The 18,276-nt window shown below is 72.5% G+C and carries 17 protein-coding genes and 1 riboswitch; of the genes, 8 read left to right on the forward strand and 9 right to left on the reverse strand.

Going from position 1 to position 18,276, the window contains the following annotated elements; translation table 11 throughout:
• Window positions 1-40 precede the first annotated feature (40 nt).
• Complete coding sequence (locus AB0I82_RS04880) at window positions 41-1,417, forward strand: pyridoxal-dependent decarboxylase (RefSeq protein WP_363255633.1); 1,377 nt, start codon at window positions 41-43, stop codon at window positions 1,415-1,417.
• On the opposite strand, the gene AB0I82_RS04885 is transcribed toward AB0I82_RS04880, so the two are convergent.
• The gene (locus tag AB0I82_RS04885) at window positions 1,401-1,838 is read right to left on the reverse strand and encodes an ATP-binding protein (RefSeq protein WP_363255634.1); all 438 of its coding nucleotides are present in this window, start codon (window positions 1,836-1,838) and stop codon (window positions 1,401-1,403) included. The two genes, AB0I82_RS04880 and AB0I82_RS04885, sit on opposite strands and share 17 nt — an antisense overlap.
• Window positions 1,839-1,938: 100 nt before the next feature.
• Here AB0I82_RS04885 and AB0I82_RS04890 point away from each other — a divergent pair, with 100 nt between their 5' ends.
• Both AB0I82_RS04890 and AB0I82_RS04895 read left to right on the forward strand, forming a co-directional pair.
• The gene (locus AB0I82_RS04890) at window positions 1,939-2,715 is read left to right on the forward strand and encodes a helix-turn-helix transcriptional regulator (protein WP_363255635.1); all 777 of its coding nucleotides are present in this window, start codon (window positions 1,939-1,941) and stop codon (window positions 2,713-2,715) included.
• Window positions 2,712-2,903, forward strand: coding sequence for a DUF397 domain-containing protein (locus tag AB0I82_RS04895; protein ID WP_363255636.1), 192 nt, complete (start codon window positions 2,712-2,714; stop codon window positions 2,901-2,903). Before AB0I82_RS04890 ends, AB0I82_RS04895 begins: the two co-directional genes overlap by 4 nt.
• On the opposite strand, the gene AB0I82_RS04900 is transcribed toward AB0I82_RS04895, so the two are convergent.
• The 3 genes from AB0I82_RS04900 to AB0I82_RS04910 all read right to left on the reverse strand — a co-directional run bounded on the left by AB0I82_RS04900 (window position 2,872) and on the right by AB0I82_RS04910 (window position 7,709).
• Window positions 2,872-3,645: an IclR family transcriptional regulator gene (locus AB0I82_RS04900; RefSeq protein WP_363255637.1), complete on the reverse strand. Its 774-nt coding sequence runs from the start codon at window positions 3,643-3,645 to the stop codon at window positions 2,872-2,874. The two genes, AB0I82_RS04895 and AB0I82_RS04900, sit on opposite strands and share 32 nt — an antisense overlap.
• Before the next feature lie 229 nt (window positions 3,646-3,874).
• On the reverse strand, window positions 3,875-6,115 hold the full coding sequence (locus AB0I82_RS04905; RefSeq protein WP_363256079.1) for a helicase: 2,241 nt from the start codon (window positions 6,113-6,115) through the stop codon (window positions 3,875-3,877).
• Window positions 6,116-6,335: 220 nt separating this feature from the next.
• Window positions 6,336-7,709 carry a cytosine permease gene (locus AB0I82_RS04910; protein ID WP_363255638.1) on the reverse strand — a complete coding sequence of 458 codons (1,374 nt, stop codon included), beginning with the start codon at window positions 7,707-7,709 and terminating at the stop codon, window positions 6,336-6,338.
• Between the two features lie 58 nt (window positions 7,710-7,767).
• Window positions 7,768-7,862: riboswitch (TPP riboswitch) on the forward strand.
• Window positions 7,863-7,865: 3 nt separating this feature from the next.
• On the opposite strand from AB0I82_RS04910, the gene thiM reads away from it, so the two are divergent.
• On the forward strand, window positions 7,866-8,693 hold the full coding sequence (thiM, locus tag AB0I82_RS04915) for a hydroxyethylthiazole kinase (RefSeq protein WP_363255639.1): 828 nt from the start codon (window positions 7,866-7,868) through the stop codon (window positions 8,691-8,693).
• On the forward strand, window positions 8,690-9,367 hold the full coding sequence (gene thiE / locus AB0I82_RS04920) for a thiamine phosphate synthase (RefSeq protein ID WP_363255640.1): 678 nt from the start codon (window positions 8,690-8,692) through the stop codon (window positions 9,365-9,367). The genes thiM and thiE overlap by 4 nt, the downstream gene beginning before the upstream one ends.
• 517 nt (window positions 9,368-9,884) lie before the next feature.
• On the opposite strand, the gene AB0I82_RS04925 is transcribed toward thiE, so the two are convergent.
• Window positions 9,885-10,628, reverse strand: a complete 744-nt coding sequence (locus AB0I82_RS04925; protein WP_363255642.1) for a GNAT family N-acyltransferase — start codon at window positions 10,626-10,628, stop codon at window positions 9,885-9,887.
• 1,019 nt (window positions 10,629-11,647) lie between these two features.
• Between AB0I82_RS04925 and AB0I82_RS04930 the strand changes: the two genes are divergently transcribed.
• A complete protein-coding gene (locus tag AB0I82_RS04930; RefSeq protein ID WP_363255643.1) occupies window positions 11,648-13,282 on the forward strand; it encodes a penicillin-binding transpeptidase domain-containing protein in 1,635 nt (544 codons plus the stop codon).
• Window positions 13,283-13,334: 52 nt separating this feature from the next.
• Here AB0I82_RS04930 and AB0I82_RS04935 read toward each other — a convergent pair whose 3' ends face one another.
• Together AB0I82_RS04935 and AB0I82_RS04940 are read right to left on the reverse strand one after the other, a co-directional pair.
• Window positions 13,335-14,111, reverse strand: coding sequence for a dienelactone hydrolase family protein (locus AB0I82_RS04935; protein ID WP_363255645.1), 777 nt, complete (start codon window positions 14,109-14,111; stop codon window positions 13,335-13,337).
• 73 nt (window positions 14,112-14,184) lie between these two features.
• Window positions 14,185-14,598 (reverse strand): DUF3662 domain-containing protein, encoded by a 414-nt coding sequence (locus AB0I82_RS04940; RefSeq protein WP_363255646.1) that lies wholly within the window; start codon window positions 14,596-14,598, stop codon window positions 14,185-14,187.
• Window positions 14,599-14,765: 167 nt separating this feature from the next.
• Between AB0I82_RS04940 and AB0I82_RS04945 the strand changes: the two genes are divergently transcribed.
• Window positions 14,766-15,275 (forward strand): STAS domain-containing protein, encoded by a 510-nt coding sequence (locus AB0I82_RS04945; protein WP_363255647.1) that lies wholly within the window; start codon window positions 14,766-14,768, stop codon window positions 15,273-15,275.
• Between the two features lie 162 nt (window positions 15,276-15,437).
• Window positions 15,438-16,280, forward strand: coding sequence for an alpha/beta hydrolase (locus AB0I82_RS04950; protein ID WP_363255648.1), 843 nt, complete (start codon window positions 15,438-15,440; stop codon window positions 16,278-16,280).
• Here the strand turns inward: AB0I82_RS04950 and AB0I82_RS04955 are convergent.
• Both AB0I82_RS04955 and AB0I82_RS04960 read right to left on the reverse strand, forming a co-directional pair.
• Window positions 16,264-17,502: an amidase gene (locus AB0I82_RS04955; RefSeq protein ID WP_363255650.1), complete on the reverse strand. Its 1,239-nt coding sequence runs from the start codon at window positions 17,500-17,502 to the stop codon at window positions 16,264-16,266. The genes AB0I82_RS04950 and AB0I82_RS04955 overlap by 17 nt on opposite strands.
• Complete coding sequence (locus AB0I82_RS04960; protein ID WP_363255651.1) at window positions 17,499-18,230, reverse strand: ribonuclease H; 732 nt, start codon at window positions 18,228-18,230, stop codon at window positions 17,499-17,501. The genes AB0I82_RS04955 and AB0I82_RS04960 overlap by 4 nt, the downstream gene beginning before the upstream one ends.
• Between the last annotated feature and the right edge of the window lie 46 nt (window positions 18,231-18,276).

The raw sequence follows: 18,276 nt of genomic DNA on the forward strand, positions 1-18,276 counted from the left end.
CTCACGGCGATGCCGCCGCCCGCTCAGGAGGTACGAGCCCATGCACACCCACGACGAGGACCTCACCCGTCAGGTCATGGATCACCTCCGCCACCGCCTCGCCCTGCCCGAGCCCCCGCTCGGCCGCCCCGGCGACCACGCCGAGCTGGATGTCGCCCTCAAGGGGGCGATAGGCGCGGGTCCACGCCCGGCCGCCGAGGTCCTGCGTACGTACACCGAGGACATCGAGCCGGCCGTCATCTCCTGCGACCACCCCGCCTTCCTCGCCTTCATCCCCGGCGCGCCCACCAAGGCCGCCGCCCTCTTCGACATGATCGTCTCGGGGTCCTCGCTGCACGGCGTCTCCTGGCTGGAGGCGTCCGGCGCGATCGCCGCCGAGAACCAGGTACTGCGCCTCTTCGCCGATCTCGCGGGCCTCCCCGAGGGCGCCGGCGGCTGCTTCGTCAGCGGCGGCTCGGCCGGCAACCTCTCCGCGCTGGTCGTCGCCCGCGATACCGGCCGGCACAAGCTCGGGCTCGCCGGGCACGCCCCCGTACGCATCGCCGTCAGCGACCAGGTGCACTCCTCCGTCGGCAACACGCTGCGCATCCTCGGCATCGACGCCCTCGTCGTACCGACCGAGGACCACCGGCTGACGGGTGAGGCCGTACGCGTCGCGCTCGACGCCGCCGAGCGGGACGGCGGGGCGCCCGTCGTCGCGGTCGTCGCCACCGCGGGCACCACCAACGCCGGGATACTCGACGACCTCGCGGGCGTCGCCGCGCAGGCGCGCGCCCGCGACCTGTGGTTCCACGTCGACGCGGCGTACGGAGGCGGCGGCCTCTTCGTGCCCGAACTCCGCGCCCGTATGGCCGGTATCGAGCACGCCGACTCGCTCGTCGTCGACCCGCACAAGTGGATGTTCGCGCCCTTCGACTGCGGCGCGCTGCTCTACCGCGACCCGCGCCTCGCCAAGGCCGTCCACACCCAGGACGCCTCCTACCTCGACGCGATCCACGGGGACGGCGCGGGCGCGGACGACCTGGAGTGGAACCCGAGCGATTACGCGTACCACCTCACCCGGCGCCCGCGCGGTCTCCCCCTGTGGTTCTCGCTCGCGGTGCACGGCACGGACGCGTACCGGGACGCGGTCGCCCGCGGCGTCCGGCTCGCCCAGTACACCGCCCGCCGCGCCGAGCGCACCGACGGCCTCGAACTCCTCCGCGAACCCGAGCTGTCCGTCGTCCTCCTCCGCCGCACGGGCTGGCAACCGCACGACTACTACACCTGGTCCAAACGCCTCCTGGCCGCGGGTACGGCCTTCATCACCCCGACCGTATGGCAAGGCGAAACCGTCGCACGCCTCGCCTTCCTCCACCCCGACCTCACGGAGCAGACCGTCGACGCCATCCTCGACTCGCTCACGACCGACGGCTGACCACGGCGAGTTCACACCACACGGTCTTGGTATACAGGTTGCTGTTTTCCGTACCCCATCGGTCGGCCAGGGTCTCCACGAGGAGCAGGCCGCGGCCCGATACCGCGTTCGCGTTCGTGGGATGAGTGGGTGTGTGCGGCAGGCGGTCGGGACGTGCGTCGGTTACCTCGATGCGGAGTGTGCGTCCGTCGTCGTTGACGCTGAGCCGGAGCCGGAAGTCGCGGCCGCGTACGTACCCGTGCGTGACCGCGTTCGCGGCGAGTTCCGCGACGAGGTGGGCGGCGGCATCCGATACGGCGTGGCCGTGCGGCCAGCCCCAGGCGGCCAACTGCTGTACGGCCAGCCGCCGGGCGAGGCGGGCGCCTCGCCGGGTCGCGACGAGCTGAACGCCGAACACGGGATGACCCGTCAGTGAATTCATGTCACGCAGCGTGGTCGTTGCTGCGTACGCTGGACAGGGAGGTCGGTGGTACTGGGTTGCTTGTCCGGCTGCGGTCCGGGCCTGTACGGGAGGAGCTGACATGGATGTCGGCTGGGTCGTCAAGATGTGCCGCGAGCGGGCCGGGCTCACCCAGGCGGAACTGGGCGACGCGATCGGCTACAGCGAGGAGCAAGTGTCGTCGGTCGAACGCGGCCGCCGCCTCCCGAAGCCGCAATTCCTGGACGCGGCGGAGGAAGCGCTGCGCGCGGACGGCGCGATCGTCGGCATGAAACGGGAGGTGGAGGAGGCCCGTTACCCGAAGAAGGTGCGGGACCTGGCGAAGTTGGAAGCGGTCGCGGTCGAAATGGGTGCGTACAACAACTCCGTCATCCACGGGCTGCTTCAGACCAAGGAGTACGCACAGGCGGTGTACACCCTGCGACGCCCACTGTTCAGCGAGGAGGACCTGGAACAACGTGTGGCCGCACGGATGGCGCGAAAGGACGTCATCCACAGCACGCGAGCCTTCCTCAGCTTCGTGCAGGACGAGGTGACACTGCGACGCCCGATCGGGGGCAGAATGGTGATGCGCCAACAGCTCGAACACCTGTTGGAGGTAGGTCAGTTGCGGAACGTGGACATCCAGGTGATGCCGACAGACCGCGAGGACCACGCCGGCCTGGACGGTTCGTTCCGGCTGCTGACTCTTGAGGACGGCACCACTGTGGGACACAACGAGGTGCAACTCGTCAGCGGACTGATCTCCGACGCCAAAGAGGTGCGCATCCTTGAGATGCGCTATGGGATCATCCGTGCCCGAGCGCTCACGCCGCGGGAGTCGCTGGCCTTCATCGAGAAAGTGCGGGGAGAGACATGACCACTCAGCTGAACTGGTTCAAGAGCAGCTACAGCACGGCCGACGGCCCCGACTGCGTCGAAGTCGCCGTTGCCGCGGGCAGCATCCGGATACGTGACTCCAAGGACCCGGAGGGCCCCCAGCTCGCCGTGGGGGCCGCTTCCTGGGCCGCGTTCGTTACATACGCGGTGCGCGGTAGCCGAGGCTGAGGGACAGGTCGTTTGCGCCCTTTACCGCCAGTTCGGCGAGTTCCGTCTCGCTGGAGTCGGTCCAGCGGATCATCGGGACGGAGACCGAGAGCGCAGCGACAACGCGGCCCGAGCTGTCGCGGACCGGGGCCGCTACGCAGGAGACGTCCGGGTTGGACTCGCGGTGCTCCGTGGCCGTGCCGCGCTCCCGGATCGCGGCGAGTTCCGTACGCAGCGCGTCAGGGTCGGTGATGCTGCCGGGGGTCAGCGCGACCAGTTCGCGGCCCTCGATGCGGGCGGACAGCTCCGCTTCGGGGAGCGCGGCGAGCAGCATCTTGCCAACGGCCGTGCAGTGCGCGGGCAGTCGGCGGCCGGCCGCCGAGACCATGCGGACGGCGTGGGTGGAGTCGACCTTGGCGATGTAGATGACGTCGGTGTCCTCCAGGATCGCGACGTGCACCGTCTCGTCACACGTGGCGGCCACCTCGCGGGCCACCCGCTGGCCCTCGGCCGCCAGGTCGAGCTGTTCGGCGTACCGGCTGCCGAGCTGGTACGCGCGCACGCCGAGGCGGTAGCGGCCCGGCTGGTCGGGGACGGGGACCAGGTAGGAGCGGGCCGCGAGCGTGGTGAGCAGTTCGTGCACGGTGGTGCGCGGCAGTTGCAGCTTGCGCACCACGTCGGGGGCCGACTGCGGGCCGTCCGCCTCCAGGAACAGTTCGAGTATGTCCAGTGCCCGGGTCACCGCTGGGACCAGTCGCCCCATGCCGTTCACCCACCCTCCGCCGCGCCGACTGTGTTCGTGATTCCGGTCAACGGCCGGAATCACGAACACAGCGTAGGGCGATGAGGGTTCGGCTGTCGACGGCCGGGACGTACTACGTACCGGCCGTCGACAGCCCGTCGTCGACAGCCGACCGCCCACTGACGATCGACGACAACCGACCGACGACCAGCGACCGGCGACCGGCGACCGGCGACCGGCGCGGTCGTGCCTACCGTGCCTCCAGCCCCTCCAGGCCCGCCGGCAGCGCGCCCGTGTGCAGCACCCCCATACGCTGCGTAGCCCGGGTCAGGGCGACATAGAGGTCGCTCACGCCGAACTCCGTCGGTTCCGCGACCAGTACCATGTCGAACTCCAGGCCCTTGGCCTGGCGGGGGTCCAGGAGGACGACCGGGCTGGTCAGGTCGGGGGCCTCGCCCGCGGACGCGTCGGGTAGCGCGGCCAGCAGGGCCTCGTGGTGGTGCCGCTGGGCGATGACCGCGAGGCGGCCTTCCGCGTCGGCCTCTCGCGCGACCGCCTCGGCGACCGCGCGCGGCAGGTCATCGGTGCGGTGCGACCAGGGCGGTACACCGGTGGAGCGGACCGAGCGCGGCGGCTCGAAGGCCGCGGCGGTCGGCGTACCGGCGTACGCGGCCCGGATCATCTCCGCCGCGACCTCCATGATCTCGGCGGGGGTGCGGTAGTTGACGCCGAGGCGTACATGCTCCCAGCGGTCGCCGACGTACGGATCGAGGATCGACTCCCAGGTGCCGCAGCTGCCGGGCTCGGCCGTCTGCGCCGGGTCGCCGACCAGCGTCATCGAGCGGGTCGGACAGCGGCGCATCAGCAGCCGCCACATCATCGCGGACAGCTCCTGCGCCTCGTCGACGATGATGTGGCCGAAGGCCCAGGTGCGGTCGGCGGCGGCGCGTTCGGCGGCGGTGCGGTGGTCGGCCTCCTCGTGCCGGTCGGCGAGGCGTTCGGCGTCGATGAGGTCCTGGACACCCAGCACCTCCGAGTCCTCGTCATCCTTGCCCTCGAACTCGTGCGTGCGCGAGGCGTACGCGAGGTCGATCACGCCCTGCGCGTACTCGATCCGCTCCAGGCGCTCGGCCTCGGCCGCCGCCTGCGCCGCGGAGTCGTCCTCGCCGAGGAGTTCGGCGGCCTCGTCGAGGAGGGGGATGTCCGCGGCGGTCCACTCGCCGCCCTCGCGGCGGATCGCCGCGGCGTCGGCCTCGGGCAGGTGCACCGGCTCCGCGAGGAAGTCGGCGACCAGCTCCTGCGGGGTGAGGGCAGGCCACAGGTCGGCGATGGCCGCGTGCACCTCGCCGCTTGCCGCAATCGCCTTGCCGAGCTGGGCGATGTCGTCGGGGCCGAGGAAGTTCGGGCCGCCGTACGGGTCGGCGCCGAGCCGGTCGGCGAGCTGGGCGGTGAGCGCGTCGATGATGCGGAAGGCGAAGTGCGGGCGGGCGAGGTTGTGCGGCAGCTTCGTCTCGCGCGCCTGGTGGCGGGCCTCCAGGACGATGTCCGCGTCGAGGAGGAGGTCGCCGTCCTCGTGCGGGATGACGGTGCCGGGCTCGGGGAGCCGCTGGCGGTCGCGTACGAACGCGGCGAGCGCGTCGGCCATCGCGGCGCCGCCCTTGACCGCGGCGGCCTCGGGGGTGTCGGTGCCGGTGGCGTGGACGCCGGGGAAGAGCTCGCCGGGCGAGGCGAGCAGTACGCCGGTCTCGCCGAGCGCGGGCAGCACCTCGCCGATGTAGCCGAGGAACGCCGGGTTGGGGCCGACGATCAGTACGGCGCGGCGGGCGAGCAGCTCGCGGTGCGCGTACAGCAGGTACGCGGCGCGGTGCAGCGCGACGACGGTCTTGCCGGTGCCGGGGCCGCCCTCGACGACCATGACGCCGCGGTGCGGGGCGCGGATGATGCGGTCCTGCTCGGCCTGGATGGTCTGCACGATGTCGTGCATCCGGCCGGTGCGGGCCGCGTCCAGGGCCGCGAGCAGCACGGTGTCGGCGTCGGTGCCCTCGTGGCCGGTGCGCACCGTGTCGGCGAGGTCCATGATCTCGTCGTGCAGTGCGGTGACGCGGCGGCCTTCGGTGGAGATGTGGCGCCGGCGGCGCAGGCCCATCGGGGTGTGGCCGGTGGCGAGGTAGAAGGGGCGGGCGACGTCGGCGCGCCAGTCGATGACCAGCGGTGTGCGCTCGGCGTCGTCGCGCCGGATGCCGATCCGCCCGATGTGGTGGTCGGCGCCGTCGCGGAAGGAGAGCCGGCCGAAGCACAGGCCGTGCTCGCCCGCGTCGAAGGCGGCGAGCAGCCCGGCCTGCTCGGCCACGGTCACATCGCGCTCCAGCCGCGCCTGCAGCGTGCCGGTGTCGGCCGCCGCCAGGGCGCCCTGCACCGCGGCACCCGCCCCGGCGCGCAGCTCGCCGAGGCGCTCGTAGAGCATGTCGATGAATTCCTGCTCACGGCGCATTTCCTCGCGGCGCGTCTCCTCGTCGGCGGACCGGTCCGGCCGTACGCCCGATTCTTCGCCCGGCACCTGGATTGACAATTCGACTCCCGCCTGGTTAAGATGACTCCAGTAAAGCTTCGCCATGCTCAAATTCATTTCAGGGCATGGAAACTCCCAATATACGCGGAGAGCCGCCCCGGCCGCCAATGCGACCGGGGTTTTGTTGTGTCCGCAGGCCTTTTCAGTTTCCGCGCGCGCCGCGCAGCCGAAGCGGTGCGTAGACCGCGACCGAGACCAGGAAAGTCACGAAGTACGCCAGGTCCGCGCCGTGCAGCGCCTCGGCGACCGGGCCGATGTACAGCGAGGTGTCCATGAAGGGCACGGCGGCGGCGAACGACACGACGAAGGCCAGTACCGCCGGCCACCACGGCTGCGGACGGGCGAATTCCTCGTGCACCTCGACCGGCCGACCGCTGCGGGCGCGGGCGCGGGCGAGCCAGTCGATCGCGACGACGCCGATGAAGCCGGGTATCCAGTAGCCGACGAAGAGCAGCACGTTCTGGAAGCGGGCCGTGGTGTCGGCGGCGTGCATCCACAGGACGAGCAGGAAGCCGAGTACGGCGGCGACTGCGGCGGCGATGGGGCGTGGGATGCGGACCCCGGCCGTCTGCAGGGCCAGCGAACCGCTGTAGTCGTTCATGGCGTTGCTGCACACCGCCGAGGCGGCGATGGCCAGCAGCCCGAAGGCGCCCAGCGCCCCGCCGCCGAGCAGCTTGTGCACGCCCGCCGCCGTCTGGTCGGTGAAGAGGCCCGCCGCCCACAGGCCGAGGGTCTGCACCCAGAGGTACGCGGCGGCCATGCCGAGCAGGGTGTACCAGAACATCCGCGGCCGGGAGGACGAGCGCGGCAGGTACCGACTGAAGTCCGAGGCGTAGGGGGCCCAGGAGATGGCGAGGCTCAGCGCGACGGTGGTGGTCAGGACGAAGGCCCCGGCCCGGTCGGCGCCGTGTGCGGTGGCGGCCGACGGGAGCGGGACACCATCGAGGAGCTTGACGCTGAGGGCGAGGAAGGCCGCGCCCAGCACGAAGGTCATCACGGTCTGGAGGCGGTGGATGGCCTCGTACCCGAGGACGCCGACGACGCCCTGGAGGAGCAGGACGGTCAGCGCGCCCAGCCAGAAGGGCCAGCCGAGCAGGCGGGCCAGCGCGTCGCCGCCGAACAGTCCGATCAGCGCGTCCCAGGCGATGGAGGACAGCCACTGCAGGATGCCGGGCAGTACGACGCCGCCGCCGAACGCCAGCCGGGCGAGCGGCAGTTGACCGGTGCCGGTGAGGCTGCCCCACGTACCGAGGTAGGCGGACGGCGCGGCGCCGAGCAGCGTGCCGAGCGCCATCGCGGCGAACGCGGTCCAGAAGTCGAGTCCGAGGCCGATGCCCACGGTGCCGGTGAAGACGCCGGTCATGGTCAGGTTGGGCGCGAACCACACGGTGAACAGGCGGCCGGGGCGGCCGTAGCGGTTGTTCTCGGGCACGGGGCCGATGCCGTGCCGTTCGACGGACAGATCGCCGGCGCCGGCGGGCATCCGCCCGTCGAACACGGGACGCTCGATGGTCATGGGTCTTCCAGGGGTCGGGGTTCCGGATCGGGAACGGGGTGCGGGTAGCATGTGGGCACACAGAGACACGGGGTGCCCATCTCAAGGGCTGAGATCACACCCGTCGAACCTGATCTGGTTCGCACCAGCGAAGGGATGTCACAGAGGAATGCCCCTATGACGCGTCCGGCCGACGACCTGCTTGCCACGGCCCGGCAAGCGCTCATCCGCGTACGCCATGAAACACCACTGGTGCAGTGCCTCACCAACCAGGTCGTTTCGAACTTCACGGCCAACGTTCTGCTCGCGCTGGGGGCCGCCCCGGCCATGGTGGACATCCCCGAGGAGGCCGGCCCGTTCGCCGGGGCCGCCTCGGGACTGCTGGTCAACGTGGGCACACCGCACGCCGAGCAGCGCGCGGCCATGACCGAGGCGGTGGCGTCGGCAGTCCGCAACGGGACGCCGTGGGTGCTGGACCCGGTGGCGATCGGCTCGCTGCGGGTACGGACCGCGCTGGCGCACCGGCTGGCCGCGCAGGGCCCGTCCATTGTGCGCGGCAACGCCTCGGAGATCATCGCGCTGGCCGGGACCGGAGGCGGCGGGCGCGGGGTGGACGCGACGGACGAGGTCGAGTCGGCGGCCGGGGCCGCGGGCACGCTGGCCCGCGCGACGGGTGCGGTGGTCACTGTCTCCGGACCGGTCGATCTGCTGACGGACGGCGCGCGGACGGTACGGGTCGCCAACGGGGACCCGCTGCTGACGCGGGTGACCGGCGGTGGCTGTGCGCTGGGCGCGGTGCTGGCGGCGTTCGCCCCGCCGCACTCGGCTCCGGACGGTGACCGGCTGGCCGCCGCGGTCGCCGCGGTGACGGTCTACACCGTGGCCGCCGAGGTCGCGGCCGAGCGCAGCGGCGGCCCCGGCAGCTTCGCGGCCGCCTTCCTGGACGCGCTGTACGGCCTCGACGAGGACACGCTCGACAAGCGGGCGGCCATCTCGTGGGCGTGACCGGGGACCCGGAACTGCCCGCACCGCTGGACCTCTCCGTGTACCTGGTCACCGACGCGGCGCAGGCCGCCGCGTGCGGCCGGGACGTGCCCGGCACGGTCGCGGAGGCGGTGGCCGGCGGGGTCACGGCAGTACAGGTGCGGGAGAAGGACGGCGCAGCACGGGAGTTCCTCGACACGGTGCTGCGGATCTCCGCGGTACTGCCCGAGCACGTCGCGCTGTTCGTCAACGACCGGGTGGATGTGTACTTGGCGGCGCGCGCGGCCGGGGCGCGGGTGACCGGGGTGCACGTCGGCCAGTCCGACCTGCCGGTGGCCGCGGTCCGCGCGCTGACCGGGCCGGAAGCGGTGATCGGGCTGAGCGCCGCGACGGAGGACGAACTGCGGGCCGCGGCCAAGGAACCGGCGCGGGTCGACTACGTCGGCATCGGCGCGCTGCACGCGACCCGTACCAAGGCGGACGCGCCACCGGAGTTGGGCATCGAGGGCTTCGCCCGGCTGGCGGCGCCCACGCCGCTGCCGGCGGTGGCGATCGGCGGGGTGACGGTGGCGGACATGGCGCCGCTGCGGGCCGCGGGCGCGGCGGGCGGCGCGGTCGTCTCGGGCATCTGCGCGGCCGCCGACCCCCGTACGGCGGCGCGCGCTTACGCGGAGGCGTGGGGCCGGGCCTCCTGAGCCACTCTGCCCCTCCCCCGACGGGCCGTCAGCCGCCGCGCCGCCGACGTAACCGTTGGCGGTACTGGTGACGGCCCACAGCGTGGCGCCGGCCGCGTCCAGCAGGACGAAGCGGCGCAGCGGGAACCGCAGGCTGCCGGTGGACAGTGCGGACGCCACCCGGCCGCCGGGCAGGAAGCGGCCCGCCACTATCAGTGTCGTGGCGTGCCGCCCGACCATGGCGCGCCCCCACGTGTACCGTTGCCGGCCCTTCTCGCCGCGCAGCAGCCGGTCGATGGCCCGCGGTCCGGCCCAATCAGGTGGTCGGCGAGGCCGTCGAAGGGGCCGGGTCTCCGTTCGCTGGGTGTCCGCGGCGCGGGAGCGGGTACTCGACGGGCCCGCACCGTTCCCGATCGACGGTAGGAGCCGGGTGAACCGCGCCGCAGTGCCCGAAGGTCCGAGGCGGCCCCTGACCTTCGTCAGGGGTCCCGTTCCGCCGGGCGGAGGAGCGCGGTCCCGGTGCGTGCCAGGGGTATTCCTAATCCCCCAGGAAGAAGCGCCGGTAGCGGTCGTCGATCCGGTCCATGTCCAGCAGCACAAAGAAGTCCGCGACATCGGACTCCGGGTCGTGGGCCGGTGCCCCGCACATCCAGGCGCCGATCCGGAGGTAGCCGCGAAGCAGCGGCGGCAGCAGCGCGTAACTCGGCTCGTTCTCGATCACGCCCGGCGGCGTCCACGGGCGGTACGGGTGCACTCGCAGCTCGGCCGGGGAGCAGTGCTTCATCGTCCCCAGCAGCCAGGCGTGCGAGGCCGCTTGGCCGCCGTCGGCCAGCGGTACGGAGGCGCAGCCCGCGAGGTAGCGGTGGCCGGAGAGCAGGACGTACCGGGCGAGCGCGGCCCACATCAGGTTGATCACCGCGCCGGTCCGGTGGTCCGGGTGCACGCACGCGCGCCCGGCCTCCACCATCCGCCCGCGCACGTCGTGCAGCGCCCGCAGGTCGAACTCGCCCTCGCAGTAGGAGCGTTCGCCGCGCCCCGGGGGCAGCAGGCGATACGTACCGACCACCTCGCCACTGGCGGTGTCCGTCACGATCAGGTGATCGGCCGACGCGTCGAAGCCGTCGACGTCGTGGCCGGCCGGCCGGGTGCGCAGCCGGGCCCCCAGCTCCCCGCCGAAGACCCGGCGGCGCAGCCGCTGCGCGGCCCGTATCTCCCCCGTCGTGTCCGCGATGGAGGTGACGTACGAACCAGTGGTCGCGGCAGCGGTGGATACCGAGAGCATGAGAAACGATCTCCCTTCCTGGGGATCTTTCCGGGGCTTTCCGGGGATCTTTCCGGGGACGGCCGGCGCCGGCACGCACGCCCGGCGGAGGCTCGCGCCGGAACGGCGGGTGCGCCGCTCGACCATGAAAGCCACGAGTGCCCCTCGGGACCCGGCATCGGCCGAAAGACACCGGCCGTTCCCGCCTTTGGGCAGGCGCCCCTACCGCGCCCCGGCGCCGGGCCCAACAGAGCCTGCCGGTCCCAGTACGAGGCCGAGCGGCCCTGCCCGCCGGGCGCCGCGGGGTGGCAGAATCCCAGTCGCTCCCGCGTCGCGGCACGGCGGGCCGCGACGGCTTGTCCCACCAGGTCTTGATGCCGAGGGAGACCGCGATGACGTGGACCGCCCCTTCCCTGCACCCGTTGTGGACCTCTGTCCGCCGCCGGCTCCGACCGGCCCTCCTGCCGGGCCTTTTGCCGGTGCCTTCCCGAACGGCCCGAACGGCCCGAACAGCTCGGACTGCCCGAACGGCCCGAACACCCCGAACGGCCGGTGCTGCGGCAGCGGTCGGCGACGATGACGGCGGGATCGGACCGTCCCCGGTCGCGGTACGCCGGTACGCCGACCGCACCGTCATCGAGGTGCACCGCCCGATCCGCCCGGCCGCCGAGCCCCACTTGGGACGACTCCTGAACGCCGTCATCCGCCCGGGCAGCGGCGATGTCGTCGTCGATCTGCACCGGGTGGGCCGGGCGGACGACGCCGCGGCGCTGGTCCGGCTGGCCCAGGTGCTCTGCGCCCACCACGAGGTGGACTGCTCGGTCGCGTACGACGCGTCGGACGTCGTGGCCCGCCCGTCCCCGAGCAGACACCTGCCCGCCGCGGGGGCAGCACCGCGCCGAAGCGGCCCCCGCATACCGGGATCGCTATCTGATAACGGACTTCCACTCGAACATCCCTTTCGACACGTCCGCCCCGTACCGTGCTTCTCAATGCCCCTTTGATCTTGTTCGAGGGGCTCTCGGGGAGGGGAACGGGGAATGCGCAGCGGGGTGAAGACCGCCATCGTCGGCGGGGTGTTCGTCGTGGTGGGCGGGGTCGTGCTGTACGGCGGCTGCAATCTGGTGACCGGGATCGCCGGGTACGGCAACGGGGGTGGCACTCCGCAGACGGTACGGACCGGCCCGCCCAGCGCCGAGGAGACGACGGAGACCGCCAAGGACTTCCTCGCCGCCTGGGCGAAGGGCGACAGCGCGGCCGCCGCCGCGCTCACCGACAACCGGGAGGCCGCCCGGACCGAACTGGCCGGATTCCAACGCCAGGCGCGCCTCACGCACCTGGTGATCACGCCCGGCGAGCGGACCGGCACGACCGTTCCGTACAAGGTCACGGCGAAGGTGTCGTACAAGGGGCGGACTGCTCCCCTGTCGTACGCCTCCGAGCTGCGGGTCGTCCGCGGCCGGACCACGCACAAGCCGCTGGTCGACTGGCGGCCCTCGGTGCTGCATCCGCAGCTCAAGGAGGGCGAGTACCTCGTCACGGACACGGGCGCTCTGCCTGCGATCAAGGCCGTCGACCACCGCGGCCGCCCGCTGACCGCGGAGCGCTACCCCTCGCTCGGGCCCGTCCTGGACGCTCTGCGGGAGAAGTACGCCAGCGAGGCCGGCGGCACCCGCGGCATCGGCCTGCGGATCGCGGACGAGGAGGGCGGGACCTCCCGCACCCTGGTCGCCCTCCGGAAGGGCCGGGCCGGGACGCTGCACACGACGCTGGACGCGGACGTGCAGGCGGCGGCGGAGCGGGCGGTGCAGGAGTACGACGAGTCGTCGGTCGTCGCGGTCCGGCCGAGCACGGGCGAGATCCGGGCGGTGGCCAACAACCGTACGGACGGCTACAACGCGGCGATGCTGGGCAGAGTCGCGCCCGGCTCCACGATGAAGATCGTCACGGCCGCGATGATCCTGCAGAACGGTGTGGGGGACGCGGCCGGCAAGGCCGACTGCCCGTCGACCGTCTCCTGGGAGGGGTACACCTTCCACAATCTCGACGACTTCTCGATCGCGGACGGCACGCTGACCGACGCGTTCGCCCGGTCCTGCAACACCGCGTTCATCAAGGCCGTCAAGCCGCTGAACGACAAGGGCATCGCGGGCACCGCGCTGGGCACCACGGCCCGGGACTCCTTCGGGCTCGGCGGGGACGACTGGAAGACCGGTATACCGTCGTTCGACGGCAGTATCCCGGAGTCGTCCGGGGTGGAGACCGCCGCCTCGTACATCGGCCAGGGCAAGGTCCAGATGAGCCCGCTGGCCATGGCGTCCGTGACCGCGACAGTGGTCAACGGCGGCTTCCGGCAGCCGGTCCTCGTACCGCAGTCGCTCGACGGCCGGACCCTGGCCACCGCGCGGCCGCTGTCCCCGTCCGTCGCCCGGCAGTTGCGGCAGATGATGCACGCGGCGACCGTCGGGCAGGGCACGGCGGTCGCGGCGATGGCAGGCGTCGGCGGGGACAAGGGCGCGAAGACCGGCTCCGCCGAGAAGGACGGACAGGCCCGGTCCAACAGCTGGTTCACCGGCTACAGCGACGACCTCGCGGCCGCGGCGCTGGTCCAGTCGGGCGGACACGGCGGGGACGCGGCGGGGCCGGTGGTGGCACGGGTGCTGCGGGCGGGTTAGGCCCTGGGGCCTTGGGCCGGCTTCAGCGTGCGCGCTTCGGCCCGCGCGCGGCTCAGGCCGGCTTCAGCGTGCGCGCGAAGAGGTCCTGCAGCGCTTCCCAGTGCCGGGCCAGGCCCGCCTCGCTGTAGGCGGCGGTGTCGGACATGGTGAAGCCGTGGATGGTGTCCGGATACACCTCGGAACGGTACGTCGCGCCCGCGGCCTCCAGCGCCGCCTCCAGCTCGGCGACGTGCTCGGCGTTCATGCTGTCGTCCTGGGACGCGTGCCCGAAGTACAGCTCCGCCGCGACGTCACCGGCCAGCCGGTGCGGGCTGTCCGACGCGTCCGTGACGAGGTTGCCGCCGTGGAAGCTCGCCGCGGCGGCGACCCGGTCCGGGTACCGCGCCGCGGTACGCATCGAGAGCACGCCGCCCATGCAGTAACCCGTCAGACCCACCGCACCGGCGCGCACTTCCTCCTGCTCCGCCAGGAAGTCGAGGTAGCAGCCGGCGTCGCGCATCCCGATCTCCGGGGTCAGCTCGCGGACCATCGGCATGACCTGCGCGAAGAACGCCTCCCGGCTCTCCTGCCTGCTGAGATCGGGGAGTTCGACGACGGGCGCCTTGCCGTGCCGGTAGAAGAGGTTCGGCAGCAGGACGTAGTACCCGTGCTCGGCCAGCTCGCGGGCCATCTCCTCCAGCCGCGGACGCAGGCCGATGGCGTCCATGTAGAACAGCACAGCGGGGTGGCTGCCGCCGCCTGCCGGGTGCGCGACGAACGCGTCGCACGCGCCGTCCGGCGTGCTGATCGTCACCGACTTGGATACTGTCTTCGCCGTCTCCGCTGCCATGCCTTCTCCCATCGTCTCCGGGAACGCCTCCGGGATCGCCTCCGGGCGTCGCTTCCCGCGCGTACATCGTGCCTCATGCGGGGGTGTCGAAGGCGTCCGGGCCGATGTGCGGCAGGGCTTGGCTGGTAATGCGGTAGCGGCCGTTGGCGAGCCGGTGCCTGGTCTCGGCGACATGGACGGTGAGCGGCCCGGCCCACTCGTAACCATGCTCCGCGGCGTGTCGGGCCAGCGCGTCCGTCAGCGCCCGTCCCACGCGCCCGTCCCGCTCGCCCAGTTCCCGGTGGAGCTTCTGGTGGACGTAGTGGGCGAGTTCGATGTCGTAGGCGTTGGGCACCAGTATCCGGTGTTCGCTGCACACGACAGCGTGGTCGTCGCACTCCCGTCGCAAGGCGTCGACCAGCCGCACCGGATCGCTCCGGAACACCCGATTGATCATGGTGTGTTCCCAGTGCTCCACCGCGTCTTCCATTTGCGTGAGCAGTCCCATGCCGCGCCGGGTGCCCGCCGCCGCCCTTGTCATGCCCGGGGAGCCATTCCGGCCATTGGCACGCTTGGCAGGAAATCACACGCTTTTCAAGAACAGGACCCGCTACTGTCGGCAACGTGAGAGTCGCTCATCTCTCCCCACATCTCCCCGCACGATGAGGTTGCCTGATGCCGCTCCCCGACGGCTTAGAGATGACCGCGCTCGCCTCCTGTGAGGCCGGCGCGGTGCTGCGCATCAGCGGCGAGCTCGATCACTGTACCGAGCAGCTCTTCCGTACCTCCATCGGTACGTTCCTGGACCGCGGCCACCGCCATGTCGTCCTGGACTGCGCCACTCTCACCTTCTGCGACTCCCGCGGCCTGAACTGCCTGCTCAGCCTGCAGTGGCTGCTGGAGCGGCGCCAGGGCCGGCTGATGCTTGCCCGCGTCCGCCACAACGTCGCCCGCGTACTGCACCTCACCGGCTCCGGCGAACTGCTGCGCACGTACCCGACGGTGTCCCAGGCACTGGGCACGTTGCCCCGGGAGGAACGACCGGGGTGGCCGGGGGCCGGGTCCGGGGTCGGTTCTGGGGTCGGCTCTTTGGAGGGGCGGGGGGCGTATCCGTCCGGGCCGTCGGGGCGGGCGTATCCGTCGGGGCCGGGGTACGGGTATCGGTCGGGGGCGGAGCCGGCCTGAGGGGCGGCGGTCGACTGTCTGCGGTCCGCGGTCCGGTGTCTGCGGTATTGCAGGAGTGCGAAGAGGTGGTCGCGGCCTGCGCGACGGGCAGCTACTGCCTTCCGACTGCTACGGTAAGGAGTAAAGCCGCTTTTACCCCTTAGCAGGAAGGGCGCCAGTCCAGTGACCGACACCCGCGGATGGCAGTTGAGCAGGACCTTCGCGAGCACGGCGGGCACGGTCCGCTGGGAGCGCTTCGGGCCCGAGGACGCGGACCCGGTCGTCCTCCTGCACGGCACGCCCTTCTCCTCGTACGTCTGGCAGGAGATCGCCCGGGCACTCGCCCCGCGGTATCAGGTGTACGTCTGGGACATGCCCGGATACGGCGCGTCCGAGAAGCGCGAGGGCCAGGACGTCTCCCTCGCCGCCCAGGGCGAGGTCTTCGCCGAGCTGCTCGCCCACTGGGAGCTGACGCGCCCCTCCGTCGTCGCCCATGACTTCGGCGGGGCCGTCGCCCTGCGGGCACACCTGCTGCACGGTGCTGAATACAGTCGACTGGCGCTGGTCGACCCGGTGGCGCTCGCGCCGTGGGGCTCGCCGTTCTTCCGGCTGGTCGGCGAACACGCCCCGGTCTTCGAGCAGTTGCCGCCCGCGCTGCACCTCGCATTGGTACGCGAGTACATCCGCTCCGCGAGCCATCGGGGGCTGTCCGACGACGTGGCCGGGGAGCTGGCGCGGCCGTGGTCGGGCGAGACGGGCCAGGCGGCGTTCTACCGGCAGATCGCGCAGGCGGACCAGCGCTACACCGACGAGATCCAGGAGAAGTACGCCGGTATCGACCTCCCCGTCGCCGTCTGCTGGGGCACGGAGGACACCTGGATCCCCGTCGCCAAGGCACACGAACTGGCGGCGGCCATCCCCGGCGCCCGGCTCCAACTGATCGCCGACGCGGGCCACTTGGTACCGCTGGACGCGCCCGCTCCCCTCCTCGCCGCGCTCCTGGACTTCCTCACCGCTCCGGCGTGAAGTCCGGAAGACCAGGGAGATCGGGGAGCTCCGGGAGATCCGGGCTGCCCGTGAGGGCCCGCGCGGACAGCCCGGCCGCCCGCTCCGCCGCCGCGGCCACGGCGAGAAGCAGGGCTTCGCCGCCGTGCGGGGCCACGAGTTGCAGGCCCACCGGGCAGCCGTCCGCGCCGAACCCGGCCGGGATGCTCGCCGCCGGATGCCCGCTGAGGTTGAACGCCCAGGTGAGCGCGGTACTGTACCGGTCGCCCGGGCCCTCGTGACCGTGCGGCGGATTCGGCGTGGCCGGCGTCAGCAGGAGCGGAACGCGGGCGAAGAGGGCGGCGAGCCGACGGTCGTTGGCCGCGCGTATCCGCTCGGCGGCGGTCCGGTCCGCTCCGGGTGTCCGCAGGGCGAGCCAGGCGGGGCCGGGGTCGGCCAGGCGAACCGTATCTTCAGCCACCAGCCGGACGACACCCGCCTCAGCGAGCCGGCCGGCCGCCCGCCGGGCGATCTCCACCTGTTCGGCATCCGGCCCGGCGAAGCCGAGATCGGCGGACCAGAGGGCGGGGAGGGGCGCGCGCTCCGCAGCCACCGCGGCTGACGTACGCGCGGCGACACCCCGCACCGCGCTCCAATACGCCACCGCGTCCCCCGCGCACCGGCTGAGCACACCGGGCGCGGCGAGGCCCGTGCGGTCGGGCGAGGGCAGTGCGCCGTTGGTGACTTTCAGCCCGAACACTCCGCACCAGGCGGCGGGGATCCGTATCGACCCCGCGCCGTCGCTGCCGGTGGCCAGCGGTACGAGACCGGCCTCGACCGCCGCGGCGGACCCGGCGGAGGAGCCGCCTGGCGTCCGGTCCGCGCGCCAGGGGTTACGGGTACGTCCGCCCCGCCCCAGCCCCCAGGTCTGCCACGGCGTGCCCGGCCCCGGTACCGCCGTCGCGCCGACCGGTACGCACCCGGCCGCCACCAGGGCCCGCGCCGCCGCGTACCGCGCGCCGCGCGGCCCCTTGACCGCCAGCGGTACACCGGCGAGGGGCAGGTCGGTCCCGGCGGCCACCAGCCGTTCGACCTCGGCCGCCCGGTCCAGCGCGGCGTCCCGCCACACCTCGGTAAAGGCATGCAGCTCCGGATCGATCTCCTCGATCCGCGCCAGTGCGGCCGCGACGACCTCGACGGCACCGGTCTCCCCCGCCCGTACGGCCGCCGCGATCCCGGTGGCGGTGGACGCCGGGTGGGTCACTCCCCGCTCTCCCCCGCCCCCACCCGGCACGCCGGGTGGCCCCAGCCCTGCGGGTTCTTGGCGATGGTCTCCCCGGCGGTGTAGGCACGGCCGCAGCGGCAGCGGCCGGGGAACTTGGCCTTGAGGGTACGGCCGGAGGCCCCCGAGCCGCGCCGCTTCGACGCGGTGGACGACTTGGCGGCGGACGACCCGGCGGCGCCCGGGGCGCGGCGGGCGGCGCCGGTACGGACCGGGGCCGACGAGCGCGGCGGCGCCGGGGAACCGTACTCGCTGCCCGCGGCCTCCTGGGCCGTGGCGGCCTGGCTCGCGGCGCGGTCGGCGAAGTCGTTGAGCGGGTCGCCGTCCACCTGGTGCGCGGGCACGTACTGGAAGTCCACGTCGCGGCCCGTGAGCAACGCGTCGATGCGGACGACGAGCTCCTGGTTGGCGACCGGCTTGCCGGCCGACGTCTTCCAGCCCTTGCGCTTCCAGCCGGGCAGCCAGGTCGTGACCGCCTTCATCGCGTACTGGGAGTCCATCCGGACCTCCAGCGGCACATCGGCGTCGACCACCGTCAACAGCCTTTCCAGCGCGGTGAGTTCGGCGACATTGTTCGTCGCCGTGCCCAGCGGTCCCGCCTCCCAGCGGGCGGGCAGGCCCGCCTCGTCGGCGATGACCCAGCCCCAGCCCGCCGGACCGGGATTTCCCTTCGACGCCCCGTCACACGCGGCGATCACACGTTCAGCCATACCCCGATCATCCCAGCCCGTACGGCCCGCGAATCCCACAGCTTCC

Origin of the sequence: Streptomyces sp. NPDC050315, assembly GCF_040655775.1 — a bacterium.
GTDB lineage: Bacteria > Actinomycetota > Actinomycetes > Streptomycetales > Streptomycetaceae > Streptomyces.

What these genes read in the sequence shown, in the direction of transcription:
- AB0I82_RS04880 (WP_363255633.1), top strand. Translation starts at nt 41, where the DNA reads ATGCACACCCACGACGAGGACCTCACCCGTCAGGTCATGGATCACCTC.
- AB0I82_RS04885 (WP_363255634.1), bottom strand. Translation starts at nt 1,838, where the DNA reads ATGAATTCACTGACGGGTCATCCCGTGTTCGGCGTTCAGCTCGTCGCG.
- AB0I82_RS04890 (WP_363255635.1), top strand. Translation starts at nt 1,939, where the DNA reads ATGGATGTCGGCTGGGTCGTCAAGATGTGCCGCGAGCGGGCCGGGCTC.
- AB0I82_RS04895 (WP_363255636.1), top strand. Translation starts at nt 2,712, where the DNA reads ATGACCACTCAGCTGAACTGGTTCAAGAGCAGCTACAGCACGGCCGAC.
- AB0I82_RS04900 (WP_363255637.1), bottom strand. Translation starts at nt 3,645, where the DNA reads ATGGGGCGACTGGTCCCAGCGGTGACCCGGGCACTGGACATACTCGAA.
- AB0I82_RS04905 (WP_363256079.1), bottom strand. Translation starts at nt 6,115, where the DNA reads ATGCGCCGTGAGCAGGAATTCATCGACATGCTCTACGAGCGCCTCGGC.
- AB0I82_RS04910 (WP_363255638.1), bottom strand. Translation starts at nt 7,709, where the DNA reads ATGACCATCGAGCGTCCCGTGTTCGACGGGCGGATGCCCGCCGGCGCC.
- thiM (WP_363255639.1), top strand. Translation starts at nt 7,866, where the DNA reads ATGACGCGTCCGGCCGACGACCTGCTTGCCACGGCCCGGCAAGCGCTC.
- AB0I82_RS04925 (WP_363255642.1), bottom strand. Translation starts at nt 10,628, where the DNA reads ATGCTCTCGGTATCCACCGCTGCCGCGACCACTGGTTCGTACGTCACC.
- AB0I82_RS04930 (WP_363255643.1), top strand. Translation starts at nt 11,648, where the DNA reads ATGCGCAGCGGGGTGAAGACCGCCATCGTCGGCGGGGTGTTCGTCGTG.
- AB0I82_RS04935 (WP_363255645.1), bottom strand. Translation starts at nt 14,111, where the DNA reads ATGGCAGCGGAGACGGCGAAGACAGTATCCAAGTCGGTGACGATCAGC.
- AB0I82_RS04940 (WP_363255646.1), bottom strand. Translation starts at nt 14,598, where the DNA reads ATGGGACTGCTCACGCAAATGGAAGACGCGGTGGAGCACTGGGAACAC.
- AB0I82_RS04945 (WP_363255647.1), top strand. Translation starts at nt 14,766, where the DNA reads ATGCCGCTCCCCGACGGCTTAGAGATGACCGCGCTCGCCTCCTGTGAG.
- AB0I82_RS04960 (WP_363255651.1), bottom strand. Translation starts at nt 18,230, where the DNA reads ATGGCTGAACGTGTGATCGCCGCGTGTGACGGGGCGTCGAAGGGAAAT.